Here is an 18,142-nt window from a genome sequence, read left to right as displayed (position 1 = left end):
GTTGCTGGTGAGGGTTTGCCGGCGGCGGTGGCGAACCGGTGGCTGGGCCTGCTGGGTCCGGGGAATTTTGTCAATGAGTATGGGCCGACGGAGGCGTCGGTGGGTACGTGTGTGTTCCCGGTGCGGGTGGAGCAGACGTTGCCGGTGGTGCCGATCGGTCGGGCGTTGCCGGGCATGCGGATGTATGTGTTGGACGGCTGGATGCAGCCGGTGCCCGTCGGGGTCACGGGCGAGTTGTATGTCGGCGGAATCGGTGTCGCTCGCGGTTATGTGGGTCAGCCGGGGTTGACCGCGGATCGGTTCGTGCCGGACCCGTTCGGGCCGGCGGGGTCGCGGTTGTATCGGACCGGGGATCTGACCCGTCGGTTGCCTGATGGTGTGGTGGAGTTTCTGGGTCGGGTGGACCATCAGGTGAAGGTGCGTGGCTACCGGATCGAGCTCGGCGAGATCGAGTCCGTGCTCACCGCCGTGGCCGGGGTGCGGGAGGCGGTCGCGGTCGTGCAGGGTGAAGAGGCCCGACTGCTGGCCTTCTACGTGCCCGAGGCACCCGATGTGGAGTTGGCGCAGCGGGTACGGCAGGAGTGTGCCGATCGGCTGCCGGAGTACATGATCCCGGCCGACCTGATCGCGGTGGAGGCGATCCCGCTCAACGCCAACGGCAAGGTGGATCGGGCGGCGCTGCTGGAGTCGGTGACGGTGACCGAGCGGGTGCACGTGGCACCGCGTACGGACCTGGAGGCCCAACTCGCCGAGATCTGGGCGCGGGTGCTCAAGCTCGACACCGTGAGCGTCGTCGACAACTTCTTCGACCTCGGCGGACACTCCATCAGCGCGATCGCCCTCGTCGGGGCGCTGCGCGCGGCCGGGTTCCCCGCATCCGTGCGGGACATCTTCGTGCACCGCTCCGTGGCCGCGCTCGCCGCACACATCCAGGCGGCCCAGACCGAGGCTGTCGCGCCGCAGTTCCAGCCGGTCGCCCGCTTCGCGCAGCTCGACGCCGCCGACCGGGCCGCCCTGCCCAGCGGCCTCGACGACGCGTACCCGATCGGTCAGGTGCAGCTCGGCATGCTTGTGCAGATGCTTGCCGACACCGACCGGCACACCTACCACAACGTCTCGGCCTTCCCGATCCACGACGAGCAGCCCTTGGCCCCCGACGCGCTGCGCCGCGCGGTGCAGACCGTCGTGGACCGGCACGAGATCCTGCGTACGTCGTTCGCCCTGGACGGCTACTCGGTGCCGCTGCAACTCGTGCACAGCGAGGTGCCGATCGAGGTGACCGTGCTCGACCTGCGCGGCACCGACGCCGAGGAGGGGCTGCGCGCGTACATGGCCGCCGAGCGGGCCACCCCGTTCGCGCCGCACGAGTATCCCCAGATCCGCGTCGCCGGCGCGATCGGTGCGGGCAACGCCTGGTGGTTCGTGCTGACCATGTCGCACGGCATCCTCGAAGGCTGGAGCCACCACTCGCTGCTGATGGAGATTCTGGACAACTACCGGCGACTGCGGGACACCGACGCGCCCGTACCCTTCGACGCGCTGCCGGTCCGCTACGCCGACTTCGTCGCCGCCGAACTCGCCGCCCTGCGCTCGGCCGAGGACGAGGCGTACTGGCGGGGCGTTGTCGACTACCCGCGCTTCGCCCTGCCCGCCGGCTGGGGTGCGCCGGAGAGCGACCCCGAGTTCCAGTGCGGCACCCGGGTGCCGCTGCACGACCTGCTCGACGGGCTCAAGAGCCTGGCCAGCCGTACCGGCACGTCGCTGAAGAGCGTGCTGCTGGCCGCGCACCTGAAGGTGATGAGCCAGCTCACCGACCAGGAAACCTTCACCAGCGGCCTGGTCTGCCACGGCCGGCCCGAGGTGGCCGGCGCGGACCGGGTGTACGGCATGCACCTCAACACGCTGCCGTTCGTGCACAAGGGATCCGCCGCCACCTGGGCGGAGTTGATCCGGCAGACCTTCGCCGCCGAACTGGAGCTGTGGCCGCACCGGCACTACCCGCTGCCCGCGGTGCAACGCTTCACCGGCGGCGAGCGGCCCATCGAGATCCTCTTCAACTTCCTCGACTTCGCCCAGGTCGACACCGACCGGGTCGGCTTCGGCGAGGCCATCTACGAAGCGTCCAGCGAGTTCGACCTGCACGTCTCCACCCTCGACGGAACGCTGAGCATCCTCAGCCGTCCACACGTCGTCAGCTACCCCAACGTCCTCCGCCTGGGTGGGATGTATCGGGCGGTGTTGGAGGCGATGGTGGCGGATTCGGGTGGGGATGCGCGGGTGGTGTGTTTGCCGTCGGGTGAGGTGTCGGTGGTGTTGGGTGATGGCGCGGGTGTGGTGGAGCCGGTGTCGTGGTCGGTGTTGGACGGTTTTGAGCGTCAGGTGGGTGTGGTGCCGTCGGGTGAGGCGGTAAATGGGGAGTCGTTCGTGGAGTTGGATGCGCGAGCGGCCGGTTTGGCGGGTTGGTTGGTGTCGCGGGGTGTGGGTCGTGGTGGTGTGGTGGGGGTGTTGTTGGATCGGGGTGTTGATTTGGTGGCGGCGTTGTTGGGTGTGTGGAAGGCGGGGGCGGCGTTTGTGCCGTTGGATCCGTCGTATCCGGCGGGTCGGATTGGTTCGATGTTGGCGGATGCGGGTGTGTCCCGGGTGGTGACGTCGGCTCGTTATGCGGATCGTTTCCCGGCCGGTGTCGAGGTCTTGGCCGTGGAGGACGTGGTTTCGCGTGAGTCGGTGGTGTTGCCGGGTGTGGTGGATTTGGATGATGTGGCGTATGTGATTTTCACGTCGGGTTCGACGGGTCGGCCGAAGGGTGTGCAGGTTACGCATCGGGGTTTGGCGAATCATATTCGGTGGGCGGCGGAGGAGTTGGCGGGTCGTGGTTCGGCTGGTTGTGCGGTGTTCTCGTCGGTGGCTTTTGATTTGCAGGTGCCGAACCTGTGGGCGCCGTTGGTGGCGGGTCAGCGGGTGTTCATGGTGGATCAGGATGTGGACCTGGCGGAGTTGGGTGTGGTTCTGGATGTGGCGGGTCCGTTCAGTTTCTTGAAGTTGACGCCGGGTCATTTGGAGATTTTGGGTCGGCAGCTTGCGGATGAGCGGTTGGCGGGGTTGGCGTCGGTGGTGGTGGTTGCTGGTGAGGGTTTGCCGGCGGCGGTGGCGAACCGGTGGCTGGGCCTGCTGGGTCCGGGGAATTTTGTCAATGAGTATGGGCCGACGGAGGCGTCGGTGGGTACGTGTGTGTTCCCGGTGCGGGTGGAGCAGACGTTGCCGGTGGTGCCGATCGGTCGGGCGTTGCCGGGCATGCGGATGTATGTGTTGGACGGCTGGATGCAGCCGGTGCCCGTCGGGGTCACGGGCGAGTTGTATGTCGGCGGAATCGGTGTCGCTCGCGGTTATGTGGGTCAGCCGGGGTTGACCGCGGATCGGTTCGTGCCGGACCCGTTCGGGCCGGCGGGGTCGCGGTTGTATCGGACCGGGGATCTGACCCGTCGGTTGCCTGATGGTGTGGTGGAGTTTCTGGGTCGGGTGGACCATCAGGTGAAGGTGCGTGGCTACCGCATCGAGCTCGGCGAGATCGAGTCCGTGCTCAGCGCCGTGGCCGGGGTGCGGGACGCGGTGGCCCTCGTGCAGACCGACGAGGCCCGACTGCTGGCCTTCTACGTGCCCGAGGCCCCGGATGCGGGCCTGGTGCAGCGGGTACGGCAGGAGTGTGCCGATCGGCTGCCGGAGTACATGATCCCGGCCGACCTGATCGCCGTCGAAACCATCCCACTCAACGCCAACGGCAAGGTGGATCGGGCGGCGCTGCTGGAGTCGGTGACGGTGACCGAGCGGGTGCACGTGGCACCGCGTACGGACCTGGAGGCCCAACTCGCCGAGATCTGGGCGTGGGTGCTCAAGCTCGACACCGTGAGCGTCGTCGACAACTTCTTCGACCTCGGTGGCGACTCGCTCCGAGCGGTGGCACTTGTCGGCGCGCTACGGGTGGCCAAGTTCCCGGTCGGCGTACGCGACGTGTTCGTGCACCGCACGGTCGCCGCGCTCGCCGCACACCTCGCCGCCAAGCAGAGCGAGGCCGCCGAACCGCAGTTCCAGCCGGTCGCCCGCTTCGCGCAGCTCAACGCCGCCGACCGGGCCGCCCTGCCCACCGGCCTCGACGACGCGTACCCGATCGCCCAGGCGCAGCTCGGCATGCTTGTCGAGATGCAGAAGGCCCCGGAGCGGTCGCTGTACCACATCGTCCGCTGCTTCCGGGTGCACAGCCGTCAGCGGTTCTCCGCCGAGGCGCTGACCGCTGCGGTGCGTGACGTCGTCGCCCGGCACGAGACCCTGCGCACGTCGTTCGACCTGGACGGCTACTCGGTGCCGCTGCAACTCGTGCACACCGAGGCGCCCGTCGACGTCCGGATCCTGCCGCTCGACCAGGAACGGGCCGAGGCGCAGCTGCGCGAGCACGTCGATGGCGAGCGGGCCCGGCCGTTCCACCCGGAGCACCCCGCGCCGCTGCTGCGGGTCAGCGCCCACGCCGCCGCCGATGGCGGCTGGTGGCTCACCGTGGCGATCAGCCACCTGGTCACCGGCGGCTGGGACCTCAACGCCCTCCTGGCCGAGCTGCTCAGCTGCTACGAGCGGCGCTGTGTCGGCATGGCACCGGAGGCGGCCGAGCCGATCGCGGTCCGCTACGCCGACTTCGTCGCCGGGGAACGAGCGGCGCTGGACTCGCGGGAGGACCAGGCATACTGGCACAAGATCATTTCCGGGTACGCCAAGTTCACCCCGCCCACCGGCTGGGGCGAACCGGCCGCGACGACCAGTACGGTCCGGCACCGGCTCAGCTACCAGGATCTCGACCCGCGCATCCGTGCCCTGGCCTCGGCGTACGAGGTGTCTCCGAAGGCGGTCCTGCACGCGGCGCACCTGAAGGTGATGAGCCAGCTCACCGACGAGCGGCGGTTCCACACCGGCCTGGTCTGCGACGCGCGCCCGGAGGTGCGGGGCGCGGAGCGGGTGCACGGCATGTACATCAACATCCTGCCGTTCGGCTACGAGCGGGGTGCCCGCACCTGGCGGGAACTGGTCCGGGCGGTCTTCGACCGCGAGGCGGAACTGTGGCCGCACCGGCGTTACCCGCTGCCGGCGGTACGCCGACTGACCGGTGCGGACGCGCACCCGGTCGACGTTGTCTTCGACTACACCGAGTTCCGCCGCGCCAACACCGACAGCGAGGAACAGGTCGGCTTCGAGGCCGTCGCCGGTGAGGGCGGCACGGAGTTCACCCTCCAGGTCACCGCGGCCAGCGGCTTCCTCGACCTGGTCGGGGATGTGCGGGTGTTCGGTGGTGGTGGGTTGTCGCGGTTGGCGGGGATGTTCCGGTTGGTGTTGGAGGCGATGGTTGCGGATCCGGATGGGGATGCGCGGAGGGCGTGTGTGCCGTCGGGTGAGGCGCAGTGGTTGTCGGAGGTGGGTGCCGGTGTGGTGGTGCCGGTGTCGGGGGTGGCGTTCTCGGCGTTCGAGGAGCAGGTGGCCGCGCGGCCGGATGCGGTGGCGGTCTCCGGTGGTGGGGTGTCGTTGTCGTATGGGGAGTTGAGTGCGGCGGCGAATCGGTTGGCCCGTCATCTGTGCTCGATGGGGGTGGGCCCTGAGGTGTTGGTGGGGGTGTGTCTGGATCGGTCGGTGGAGCAGGTGGTGGCGATGTTGGCCGTGCACAAGGCGGGTGGTGTGTATGTGCCGTTGGATCCGTCGTATCCGCCGGAGCGGTTGGGTGTGATGGTGGCCGATGCGGGGGCGTCGGTGGTGGTGACGTCGTCGGCGCTGGTGGCGGTGTTGCCGGAGTCGTCGGCGCGGGCGGTGTTGGTGGATCGTCCGCAGGTGTGGGCGGGTGAGTCGGCGGCCGATCTGCCGGTGGTGGTCGGGTCGGAGAACGCCTGTTATGTGATCTTCACGTCGGGTTCGACGGGTCGGCCGAAGGGTGCGGTGGTCACCCACGCCGGCCTGGTCAACCGGACCGCGCACGTCGCACCCACAATCAACTGTCTCGGCCCGGACGGCGTCATCCTCCAGAAGACCGAGATCGGCTTCGACGTCTCCCCGGCCGAGATCTACGCGGGCCTCTCCACCGGAGCGCGGCTCGTCATCGCCCGGCCCGGTGGGCACCGCGACCCCGGGTACCTGCGGGAGCTGATCATCGCCGAGTCGGTGACCGCGATCGAGCTGGTGCCCAGCATGCTTGCCGCCCTGCTCGCGGAGGACATCACCGGCTGCGTCTCGTTGCGCTCGGTGGCGGTCGGTGGCGAGGAACTGCCCGTGGACCTGGCGCGGGCGTTCCTGGCCGCGCTGCCCGACTGCGAGCTGCACAACACGTACGGGCCGGCGGAGACCACAATCGACGTCACCAATTGGCGCTGCACCGCCGACGACCTGACCGGCCTCGCCCGGGTGCCGCTGGGCCGCCCCTTCCCGAACCTCACCCTCCACGTGCTCGACGAGCGGTTGGAGTTGGTGCCGGTGGGGGTGCCGGGTGAGTTGTGTGTGGCGGGGGTTGGGGTTGGTCGGGGTTATCTGAATGCTGCGGAGCTGACGGCGGATCGGTTTGTGCCGGATCCGTTTGGGTCGGCGGGGTCGCGGTTGTATCGGACTGGGGATCTGGTGGCGTGGCGGTCGGACGGGAGCTTGGAGTTTTTGGGTCGGTTGGATGCGCAGGTGAAGTTGCACGGGGTGCGCATCGAGCTGGGCGAGGTGGAGTCGGCGCTGCGGTCCTGTGCGGGGGTACGGGATGCGGTGGCGGCGGTGACGGAGGTCGAGGGTCGGCGGGTGTTGGCCGGCTTTGTGGTGCCCGAGCCTGGTGTCGAGCTGGATGCGGTCGGGTTGCGGGAGTTGGTGCGGGGGAGTCTGCCGGAGGCGATGGTGCCGGCGGCGTTCGTGGTGATCGATGCGGTGCCGGTGGATGCGAACGGGAAGGTGGATCGGCGGCGGTTGCCGGTGCCGGGGGTCGCTGATCTGCCGGTGGGTGTGTTCGTGGCGGCGGTGTCGGTGGTGGAGCGGGCGGTAGCCGAGGTGTGGGCTCGGGTGTTGGGTCGGGAGTCGGTGAGTGTCGAGGAGAGTTTCTTCGACCTCGGTGGGGACTCGATGTTGGCGGTGACATTGGTCGGGTCGTTGCGGGCGGCGGGTTATCCGACAAGCGTGCGGGACGTGTTCGCGTACCGGACGGTGCGTGGGCTCGCCGCCTCGCTGAGCGGCGGCACCGGGCAGGAGTGGACGCCGGTCGAGCCGTTCGCGCTCATCGGTGCGGCGGACCGGGCGTTGCTGCCGGACGGGCTCACCGACGCCTACCCGGCCACCCAGGCCCAGGTGGGCATGGCCGTCGAGATCGCCAGGGACGAGGCCGGCACGCCGTACCACATCGTGCACAGCATGCGCGTACCCGACGAACTGCCCTTCGACGTCGAGCCGCTGCACGCCACGCTCGCCGAGTTGGTCGCCCGGCACGAAACGCTGCGTACCTCGTTCGACCTCGACGGCTACTCGGTGCCCATGCAACTGGTGCACGCCGAGGCCCGAGTGCCGGTCGCCGTGCACCCCGAGGCGGCCAGCCTCGCGGCGTACGTCGCCGCCGAACGGGAGCGCCCCTTCGACCCGGCGCAACCACCGCCGCTGCTGCGGGTGGCCGTGCACCGCGAAGACGCCGACTCCTGGTGGCTCACCATCGCCGTCAGCCACCTGGTCACCGGCGGCTGGGACCTGAACCTCCTGCTGGCCGACCTGCTCGACGGCTACCACCGGCGGCGGCGCGGCGAGCAGCCCACCCCCGCCCAACCGACGACCGTCCGGTACGCCGACTTCGTCGCCGCCGAACTGGCGGCGCTCGACTCGGCCGAGGACACCGACTACTGGCGGCAGGTGGTGACCGGGCGGCCGAAGCTCACCCTGCCGGGCACCCCGACCAGCGACTCCGGCCCCCGACAGGTGTGCCGCACCGAGCTGGACCTCGCCGACCTGGACGGCGCACTGCGCCGGCTCGCAAGCAGTCTCGGCGTACCCGTCAAGGCGGTCCTGCACGCCGCGCACCTGAAGGTGATGAGCCAGCTCACCAACGAGCCGGCCTTCCACAGCGGCCTGGTCTGCGACGCGCGCCCGGAGGTGCGGGGCGCGGAGCGGGTGCACGGCATGTACATAAACACGCTGCCGTTCGGTCACGACCGCACCGCCCGCACCTGGCGTGAGCTGGTCACCGCCGTCTTCGACCGGGAGGTCGGACTCTGGCCGCACCGGCGTTACCCGCTGCCGGCGGTACGCCGACTGACCGGCGTGGACGCACACCCGATCGACGTCGTCTTCAACTACACCGAACCCAGCACCGGCCAGTCCGACACCGCCGGGACGACCGCGCCGGCCAGTGGCCCTGCGGCGGCCTGGACCGAGGATGCCGCCGAGGCATCGGTGACCCGGGACGCGACCGCCAGCAGCAGCCAGGCGCTGACCACCGAGGGCCCGACCGCCAGCGGCACCCGGTCGCTTGTGGCCGCGGACGGAGCCGCCACCGAGTTCGTCCTCTCCGTCGGTGCCAGCGGATCGGCGATCCGCCTGGTCGGGGATGTGCGGGTGTTTGGTGGTGGTGGGTTGTCGCGGTTGGCGGGGATGTTCCGGTTGGTGTTGGAGGCGATGGTTGCGGATCCGGACGGCGATGCGCGGAGGGCGCTCGTGCCGTCGGGTGAGGCGGCGTGGTTGTCGGAGGTGGGTGCCGGTGTGGTGGTGCCGGTGTCGGGGGTGGCGTTCTCGGCGTTCGAGGAGCAGGTGGCCGCGCGGCCGGATGCGGTGGCGGTCTCCGGTGGTGGGGTGTCGTTGTCGTATGGGGAGTTGAGTGCGGCGGCGAATCGGTTGGCCCGTCATCTGTGCTCGATGGGGGTGGGCCCTGAGGTGTTGGTGGGGGTGTGTCTGGATCGGTCGGTGGAGCAGGTGGTGGCGATGTTGGCCGTGCACAAGGCGGGTGGTGTGTATGTGCCGTTGGATCCGTCGTATCCGCCGGAGCGGTTGGGTGTGATGGTGGCCGATGCGGGGGCGTCGGTGGTGGTGACGTCGTCGGCGCTGGTGGCGGTGTTGCCGGAGTCGTCGGCGCGGGCGGTGTTGGTGGATCGTCCGCAGGTGTGGGCGGGTGAGTCGGCGGCCGATCTGCCGGTGGTGGTCGGGTCGGAGAACGCCTGTTATGTGATCTTCACGTCGGGTTCGACGGGTCGGCCGAAGGGTGCGGTGGTCACCCACGCCGGCCTGGTCAACCGCACCCACCATGTCCTACCGGAGGTCTACCGCCTGGGCGCGGACGGTGTGGTGCTCCAGAAGACCGAGATCGGCTTCGACGTGTCGCCGGCCGAGATCTACGCCGCGCTGTCGGCCGGCGCGCGGCTCGTCGTGGCCCGACCGGGCGGGCACCGGGACCCCGCGTACCTCCGCGAGCTGATCATCTCCGAGCAGGTGACTACCGTCCACTTCGTACCGACCATGCTTGCCGCGATGCTTGCCGAGGGGCTCGGCGACTGCACCTCGCTGCGCTCCGTCGGAGTCGGCGGCGAGGAGCTGCCGGTCGACGTGGCGCGGGCGTTCCTGGCCGCGCTGCCCGGCTGCGAGCTGCACAACACGTACGGGCCCGCCGAGGCGGCGGTCGACGTCACCGCGTGGCGCTGCGACCCGCAGGCCCTGGCCGAGCTGAACCGGGTACCGCTCGGCGGACCCCACCCCAACCTGCGGCTGCACGTGCTCGACGAGCGGTTGGAGTTGGTGCCGGTGGGGGTGCCGGGTGAGTTGTGTGTGGCGGGGGTTGGGGTTGGTCGGGGTTATCTGAATGCTGCGGAGCTGACGGCGGATCGGTTTGTGCCGGATCCGTTTGGGTCGGCGGGGTCGCGGTTGTATCGGACTGGGGATCTGGTGGCGTGGCGGTCGGACGGGAGCTTGGAGTTTTTGGGTCGGTTGGATGCGCAGGTGAAGTTGCACGGGGTGCGCATCGAGCTGGGCGAGGTGGAGTCGGCGCTGCGGTCGTGTGCGGGGGTACGGGATGCGGTGGCGGCGGTGACGGAGGTCGAGGGTCGGCGGGTGTTGGCCGGCTTTGTGGTGCCCGAGCCTGGTGTCGAGCTGGATGCGGTCGGGTTGCGGGAGTTGGTGCGGGGGAGTCTGCCGGAGGCGATGGTGCCGGCGGCGTTCGTGGTGATCGATGCGGTGCCGGTGGATGCGAACGGGAAGGTGGATCGGCGGCGGTTGCCGGTGCCGGGGGCCGGTGACGTGCCGGTGGGTGTGTTCGTGGCGGCGGTGTCGGTGGTGGAGCGGGCGGTAGCCGAGGTGTGGGCTCGGGTGTTGGGTCGGGAGTCGGTGAGTGTCGAGGAGAGTTTCTTCGACCTCGGTGGGGACTCGATGTTGGCGGTGACATTGGTCGGGTCGTTGCGGGCGGCGGGTTATCCGACAAGCGTGCGGGACGTGTTCGCGTACCGGACGGTGCGTGGGCTCGCCGCCTCGCTGAGCGGCGGCACCGGGCAGGAGTGGACGCCGGTCGAGCCGTTCGCGCTCATCGGTGCGGCCGATCGGGTGCTGCTGCCGGCCGGGCTCACCGACGCCTATCCGGCGTCGCAGACCCAGCTCGGCATGCTCGTCGAGCTGGCCACCAGCGGCGACCGGGCGGCGTACCACAGCGTCATCGCCCACCAGGTCCGCGACGGGCGGCCCTTCTCCGCCGACGCGCTGCGGACCGCCGTCGCCACGGTTGTCGCCCGGCACGAGATCCTGCGTACCTCGTTCGACCTGACCGGCTACTCGGTGCCCATGCAGCTGGTGCACGCCCAGGTGACCCCGCAGGTGACCGTGGTGGACGGCCGGGACGTGCCGCCCGACGAGCAGCAGCGCCTCTTCGAGGAGTTCGTCGCCGCCGAGCGGGCCGACCGCTTCGACCTGGCCGCCGCGCCGCTGCTGCGGGTCGCCGCGCACCGGGACAGCGCCGAAAGCTGGTGGCTCACCTTCACCATCTGCCACGCGGTCACCGAGGGCTGGAGCAGCGCCCAACTGCTCGCCGAACTGCTCACCGCGTACGCGGAACTGGTTGACGGCCGGCAGCCGACCGAGACCGAACGGCCGCCGGTCCGCTACGCCGACTTCATCGCCGCCGAACTCGCCTCGCTCGCCGCTGACGAGGACCGCGACTACTGGCGTACGGCGATCGACGGGCGTAGCCCGTTCGCCCTGCCCACCGGCTGGGGCGAGGCCGGCGACCCGATGCCGGTCTCGACCGGCGTCGACATCGCCGACCTGGCCGAGGCCGTCGCGCGACTCGCCGCCGAATCCGGCGTCTCGGTCAAGGCGGTGCTGCACGCCGCGCACCTGAAGGTGCTCAGCCAGCTCACCACCGAGGACAGCTTCCACGCCGGTCTGGTCTGCGACGCCCGGCCCGAACTGCTCGGCGCCGAGCGGGTGCACGGCATGTACCTCAACACCCTGCCGTTCGGCTACGACCGCACCGCCCGCACCTGGCGGGACCTGGTCACCGCCGTCTTCGACCGGGAGGTCGAACTCTGGCCGCACCGGCGGTTCCCGCTGGCCGAGATCCAACGCGACAGCGGCCAGCGGCTACTCCGGGTGATGTTCAACTACCAGGACTTCTCCCGGGCCGCAGCCGGTGCGACCGCGACCGGCACCGAACCGGTCGTGGTCGGCAGCGCCGGTGACGGCGCCACCGAGTTCGAGCTGTCGGTCTTCGCGCACCGCGGCAACTACCAGCTCTCCAGCCGCAGCGACGTGCTCTCCCGGGCCAACCTGGGCCGGCTGGCCGGCATGTACCGGGCGGTGCTGGCGACGATGGTCGCCGACCCGGCCGGCGACGCGCAAGCGGTCTGCCTGCCCGGCGGCGAGCGGGAGCGGCTGCTCGGCGTGGTCGACAGCGGGGTCGAGGAGTCGGTCACCGGCAGCCTGGCCGAGGCGTTCCAGGCCCGGGTGGCCGCCGCGCCCGACGCGGTGGCGGTGGTGGCCGGCCCGACCCGGCTGACGTACGCACAGGTAAACGCGCACGCCAACCAGCTGGCCGGGCACCTGCGGACGCTCGGTGCCGGCCGGGGCACGGTGGTAGGGGTCTGCCTGGACCGGGGCGCGGAACTGGTTCCCGCACTGCTCGGCGTACTCAAGGCCGGTGCGGCGTACCTGCCGCTGGACCCGGCGCAGCCGGCCGAGCGGATCGCCTACCTGCTCGCCGACGCCGGGGCCCGCACGGTGGTCACCACCAGCGACCAGGCCGACGCGCTGGGCGGGTACGACGGGGAGGTGGTGCTGCTCGACCGCACCGACCTCAGCCGTCACCCGCAGACCGACCCGGTTGCGGTGAACGACGCCGACGACCCGCTCTACGTCATCTACACCTCCGGCTCGACCGGCCGCCCGAAGGGCGTCTGCGTCAGCCACGCAAACGTGCTGCGGCTGCTCGCCAGCACCCAGGAGCACTTCGCCACCGACGAGACCGACGTCGTCGCGCTCTTCCACTCGTACGCCTTCGACGTCTCGGTCTGGGAGCTGTGGGGTGCGCTGCTGCACGGCAGTCGGCTGGTGATGGTCCCCCGGGTGGTGGCCCGCTCCCCGGAGGACCTGCTCGACCTGCTGGTCGAGCAGGAGGTGACCCTGCTGGCGCAGACGCCGACGGCGTTCCGTGGCCTGGTCGGGCTGGCCGCCGACGGCGACTCGCGGCTGCGCGGGCTCGCGCTGCGCGCGGTGGTGCTGGCCGGCGAGCGCCTCGACTTCGCCGACCTCGCCGGCTGGGTCGACCGGCTCGGGCTGGCCCGCATCGCCCTGATCAACATGTACGGCATCACGGAAACCTCGGTCTACTCCACCTACCACCGGGTCACCCGGGCCGACCTGGCGCCCGGCGTGGGCAGCCGGATCGGCCGTCCCCTGCCCGGCCTGCGGCTCTACGTGCTCGACCAACACGGCCATCCGGCGCCGCTCGGCGTGCCCGGCGAGATCCACCTGGCCGGCCACGGCGTGGCCCGGGGCTACCTGCACCAGCCGGCGCTTACCGCCAAACGATTCCTGCCCGACCCGTACGGTCCCGCCGGTGCCCGGATGTACCGCACCGGTGACCAGGGGATCCGGCTGCCCGACGGCAGCGTGGAGTTCGTCGGTCGCCTCGACGACCAGGTGAAACTGCGCGGCTACCGGATCGAGTTGGGCGAGGTGGAGGCGGCGCTGAGCGCGTTGCCGGAGGTCACCGAGGCCGCGGTCGTGTTGCGCGAGGACGTTCCGGGCGACCCACGGCTGGTCGGCTACCTGGTCGGTGCGCCCGGCATCCGGCCGGCGGTCACGCAGCTGCGCGCCGGGCTGGCCCGGACCCTGCCGGAGTACATGATCCCGTCGACCTTCGTGACCCTGGAGCAGCTGCCCCGCAACAACAGCGGCAAGCTGGACCGGCGGGCGCTGCCCGCGCCGACGGCCGGCGATCCCGGCGACGGGCGTGCCGCAGTCGCGCCGCGTACCGAGCTGGAGACCCGGGTCGCCGGGATCTGGGCCCGGGTGCTGGGCCTGCCGGCGGTCGGCGTCGAGGACGGCTTCTTCGAGCTGGGCGGGCACTCCATCAAGGCGCTGGTGTTGGCCAGCGCACTGCGCGAGGAGGGCCTGGACGTCACCGTCGCGGACGTCATCGACCTACAGACCGTGGCCCGGCTCTGCGCCGCGCTGGCCGAACGCACCACACCGGTACGCGTGGACCGCCCGGTACGACCGTTCGAGCTGGTCACCCCCGCAGATCAGGCCCTGCTGCCGGCGGGCCTCACCGACGCGTACCCGCTGTCCCAGGTGCAGCTCGGCATGCTGCTGGAGATGGTGGCCGACAACGGCTGGCACCACTACCACAACGTCGCCTCCTTCCTCGTCGACGCCGACGACCCGGTGGACCTGTCGGCGTTGCGCGCGGCCGTGCAGCTGGTGACGAACCGGCACGAGGTGCTGCGCTCCTCGGTGGACCCGACCGGCTATTCGGTGCCGATGCAGCTGGTGCACGCGCAGGTGCAGGTGCCGGTCGTCCTGCGGGACCTGCGCGAACTGACCGAGTCCGACCGCGCGGCGCAGCTGCGCCGGCTGGTCGCGGTGGAGTACACCTCGCCGTTCGACGTCGGCCGGGCGCCGCTGCTGCGCTTCACCGCCTGCCAGGAAACCGACCGCAGCTGGCGGCTGATGCTGACCATCTGCCACGTGATCATCGAGGGCTGGAGCCTGCACGCGCTGGTGGCCGAGATCCTCGACCACTACCGGACGCTGCGCGCCGGCAACCGACCCGAGCCGGTACCCCTGCCGCAGGTGCGCTTCGCCGACTTCGTCGCCGCGGAACGCCGGGCCCTGGAGTCCCCGGCGGACCAGCGGTACTGGCAGGACCTGGTGGACCGGTACGCGAAGTTCACCCTGCCCACCGGGTGGCGGCCGGCGGTGCAGCCGTCGGCGCGTACCGCCCACACCGTGCGGGTGCCCTTCCACGACCTGGCGCCGGGCCTGCGCGAGCTGGCCACCGCCGCGCGGGTCTCGCTCAAGGCGGTGCTGCACGCGGCGCACCTGACCGTGCTCGGCCAGCTCACCGACGAGCCGCGCTTCTACAGCGGCCTGGTCTGCCACACCCGGCCGGACCTGGTGGGCAGCGAGCGGGTCTACGCCATGTCGCTGAACACCCTGCCGTTCCCGCACGACCGCGCCGCCGGCAGCTGGACCGACCTGGTACGCCAGGTGCACGCCAGGGAGGTGGAGATGTGGCCGCACCGGCGGTACCCGGCACCGGCGATCCGCCCGGCGGTGGCCGGTACCCGCCTGGTCGACGTCTACTTCAGCTACCTCGACTTCGACGAGGTGATCGGCGAGCGGGCCGCCACCGGCACCGGCTACGCCGCCGCCAGCTCGGAGTTCGCCCTGGCGGTCTCCGCCGTCGCCGGACACCTGCACCTGAGCAGCGACAGCGACCACCTGGACCGGGCCGAGGTGCAACGGTTGGCCGCGATGTACCGGCTCGTGCTGGCCGCCATGGTGGCCGACCCGGGCGGCGATCCCCGTGCGGTCCGGCTGCCCGAGGCCGAACGGCACGACGTGCTTGTGGGTTGGGCCGAGGCGACCGACCAGGGGGTGCGGCCCGGCGGAGCGGCTTCGGCGGCGGTCGGAGGGCAGTCGCCCGGCCTGGTGCCGGACCTGGTGCAGGCGCGGGCCGCCGCCGCAGGCGACACCGAGGCGGTCGGCGGGCGCAGTTACGCCGACCTCGTCGCGGCGGCCAACCGGCTCGGCTGGCACCTGCGGCGGCGGGGCGTCGGACCGGATCAGGTGGTCGGGGTGCTGCTCGACCGGGGCGTGGACCTCGTCACGACGCTGCTCGGCATCTGGCAGGCCGGCGGGGCGTACCTGCCGATCGACCCGTCGTACCCGGCCGCCCGGATAACGTCAATGCTTGCCGACGCCGGGGTCACCGTGGTGGTCACCAGCAGTGGCTACGCCGAGCGGTGCAGCGGCGTCGAGCGGGTGCTGCTGGACGTCGAGGCGGCGGAGATCGCCGCCCGTCCGGATGAGCGCCCGCCCGGCCGGACCGACCCGGACCAGCTCGCGTACGTGATCTTCACGTCCGGGTCGACCGGGCGGCCCAACGGCGTACAGGTGAGCCACCGCAGCCTCGCCGGCTACCTGGACTGGGCGGTACGCGAACTCGTCGCCGATCGGTCGGGCGGGGCGCCGCTCTTCTCCTCGGTCGCCTTCGACATGGTGGTGACCACCATCTGGGCGCCGCTGGTCGCCGGCCAGCGGCTCTGGCTGCTGCCGGCCGACGCCGGACTGGACGAGCTGGGTGCCCGGCTGGCCGAGGCGGGACCGTTCAGCTTCGTCAAGCTGACCCCGAGCCACCTGGACCTGCTCGCCGGGCAGCTGACGGGGGAGCAGGCGGCGGCGCTGAGCCCGATGCTGGTGCTCGGCGGCGAAGCGCTCACCCGGCGCAGCTGTGCGCGCTGGCAACAGCTCGCGCCGGAAACCGTGCTGCTCAACGAGTACGGGCCGACCGAGGCGACGGTGGCGGTCAACCGCTACCCGGTCACCGGCGCGGTGACCGGCGACGTGGCGCCGGTCGGTCGCCCGCTCGGCGGGATGCGCAGCTACGTGCTGGACGCGCGGCTGCACCCGGTGCCGGTGGGCGCGGTCGGCGAGGTCTACCTCGGCGGACCGGGACTGGCCCGGGGGTACGCCGGCCGACCGGAACTGACCGCCGACCGGTTCGTGCCCGACCCGTACGGGCCGGCGGGCGGGCGGCTGTACCGCACCGGTGACCGGGGCCGCTGGCTGCCGGACGGGCAACTCGACCTGCTCGGCCGGGTCGACGACCAGGTGAAGATCCGGGGACACCGGGTGGAGCCGGGCGAGATCCGCGCCGTGCTCCTCGACCATCCCGCGGTACGCGACGCGGCGGTGGTCGCCCGACCCGCGCCCGGCGGGGGCAACCAGCTCGTCGCGTACCACGTGGGCGACGCCGACGACTTGGCCGGACACTGCGCCCGGCGGCTGCCCGCCGCGCTGGTCCCGGCGGCCTTCGTGCCGGTCGACACCATCCCGCTGAACCCGAACGGCAAGGTGGACGTGCGGGCGTTGCCGGCCGGGCCGCTGCGGGCCGGGACGGCGGCCGTCCCGCCGCAGGGCCCGACCGAAACCCTGCTCGCCGGAATCTGGGCCGAGGTGCTGGGGGTGGCGGCGATCGGTCGGCAGGACCGGTTCTTCGCGCTCGGCGGACACTCCCTGCTGGTGGTGCCCGTGGTCACCGCGGCCCGGCAGGCCGGCCTGCCGCTGACCCTGCAACAGGCCATGCTGGATCGGCCGCTGGCCGACCTGGCCGGCGCGCTCACCCCGACCGCTGCGGCCGGCCCGGTGCAGGTCACGTCCCCGGCTGGGGCGCTACCGCAGCTCGAACCGCTGCTCGCGCAGCAGCGGGTGCCCGGTGCCTCGCTGGCGCGGCTCGCCGACGGCGAACTGGTCGAGGTCCGCGCCGTCGGGCGGCGTACGGCCGGCGGTGCCGACCCGGTGACCCCGGCGACCATCTTCCAGGTCGGCTCGGTGAGCAAGCTGGTCGCCGCGGTGGGTGCGCTGATCCTGGTCGGCCGGGGGACGCTACAGCTCGACGCGGACGTCAACGGCTACCTCAAGAGCTGGCAGCTGCCCACCGACCGGCCGGTGAGCCTGCGGCAACTGCTCGGTCACGTCGCCGGGTTGACCGCCACGGGCAGCACCGGAGCGCCCCGAGGCGGCCCGGTGCCGACCCTGTCGGACCTGCTGCACGGCCGTGGCCTGCCCACCGCTGCGGTACGGGCGCTCGCCGCGCCCGACCCGGTGGCAGTGGAACGCAACAGCCACTTCGTGGTGGTGCAGCAGCTGATGGAGGACGTCACCGCGACGCCCTTCGCCGAGTTGATGGCCGAGTTGGTCTTCGTACCCCTGGGCATGACCGGCAGCAGCTTCGACCAGAGCTTCCCGGAGACATCCGGCCGGCCGGTGGCCGGTGGACATGACGAGCGGGGCGAGCCACTGCCGGGAGGCTGGCAGCTGCGGGCCGACCTGGCGGCGGCCGGCCTCTGGACCACCGCAACCGACCTGGCCCAACTGACCCGGGACCTGCACCTCGCCTACCGGGGTGCGCCGGGCCTGCTCAGTCAGGAACTGGTGCAGGCGCAACTGACCGCCGGGCCGGGCGGGGTCTTCGGGCTCGGCTGCCTGGTGGACCGCATCGACGCGCCCACCGGCGCCCGGGTGGAGTTCAGCCACCGGGGCCGCACCGCCGGGTACCGGGCGCTCACCGCCGGTCGGTTCCCGCAGGGTTCCGGACTGGTGCTGTTGACCAACGGCGACGCGGGCGACGAGGTCCTCTCGCTGCTGCTCTCCGACACCGCAATCACGGAGGAGAACCGATGACGGCCGCACCGAGCAACCTCGCACCGAACAGCCTCGCACCGAGCAGCCATGCACCGAGCAGCCATGCACCGAGCAGCCATGCACCGAGCAGCATCGCACCGAGCAGCCTTGCATCGAACAGCCTCGCACCGAGCAGCATCGCACCGAGCAGCCTTGCACCGAGCAGCCTTGCACCGAGCAGCCTTGCACCGAGCAGCCATGCCCCGAACAGCCTCGCATCGCGCAC

The 18,142-nt window shown here is 71.4% G+C and carries 2 protein-coding genes (1 of these 2 running past the window's edge); one reads left to right on the top strand and one right to left on the bottom strand.

From position 1 onward, the window contains the following. Positions 1-17,916, top strand: the 3' portion of a protein-coding gene (locus QQG74_RS20225; RefSeq protein WP_341716335.1) for an amino acid adenylation domain-containing protein. Its footprint begins 5,433 nt before the window's first position; the window shows 17,916 of its 23,349 coding nt (coding positions 5,434-23,349); its start codon lies off the left edge, out of view; its stop codon occupies positions 17,914-17,916. On the opposite strand, the gene QQG74_RS20220 is transcribed toward QQG74_RS20225, so the two are convergent. Further along, positions 17,897-18,142: a pentapeptide repeat-containing protein gene (locus tag QQG74_RS20220; protein WP_341716334.1), complete on the bottom strand. Its 246-nt coding sequence runs from the start codon at positions 18,140-18,142 to the stop codon at positions 17,897-17,899. The two genes, QQG74_RS20225 and QQG74_RS20220, sit on opposite strands and share 20 nt — an antisense overlap.

Source organism: Micromonospora sp. FIMYZ51 (assembly GCF_038246755.1).
Taxonomy (GTDB): Bacteria; Actinomycetota; Actinomycetes; order Mycobacteriales; family Micromonosporaceae; genus Micromonospora.
The sequence above is the reverse complement of the archived record's forward strand: the minus strand, read 5'-3'. Positions and strand labels throughout refer to the sequence as shown.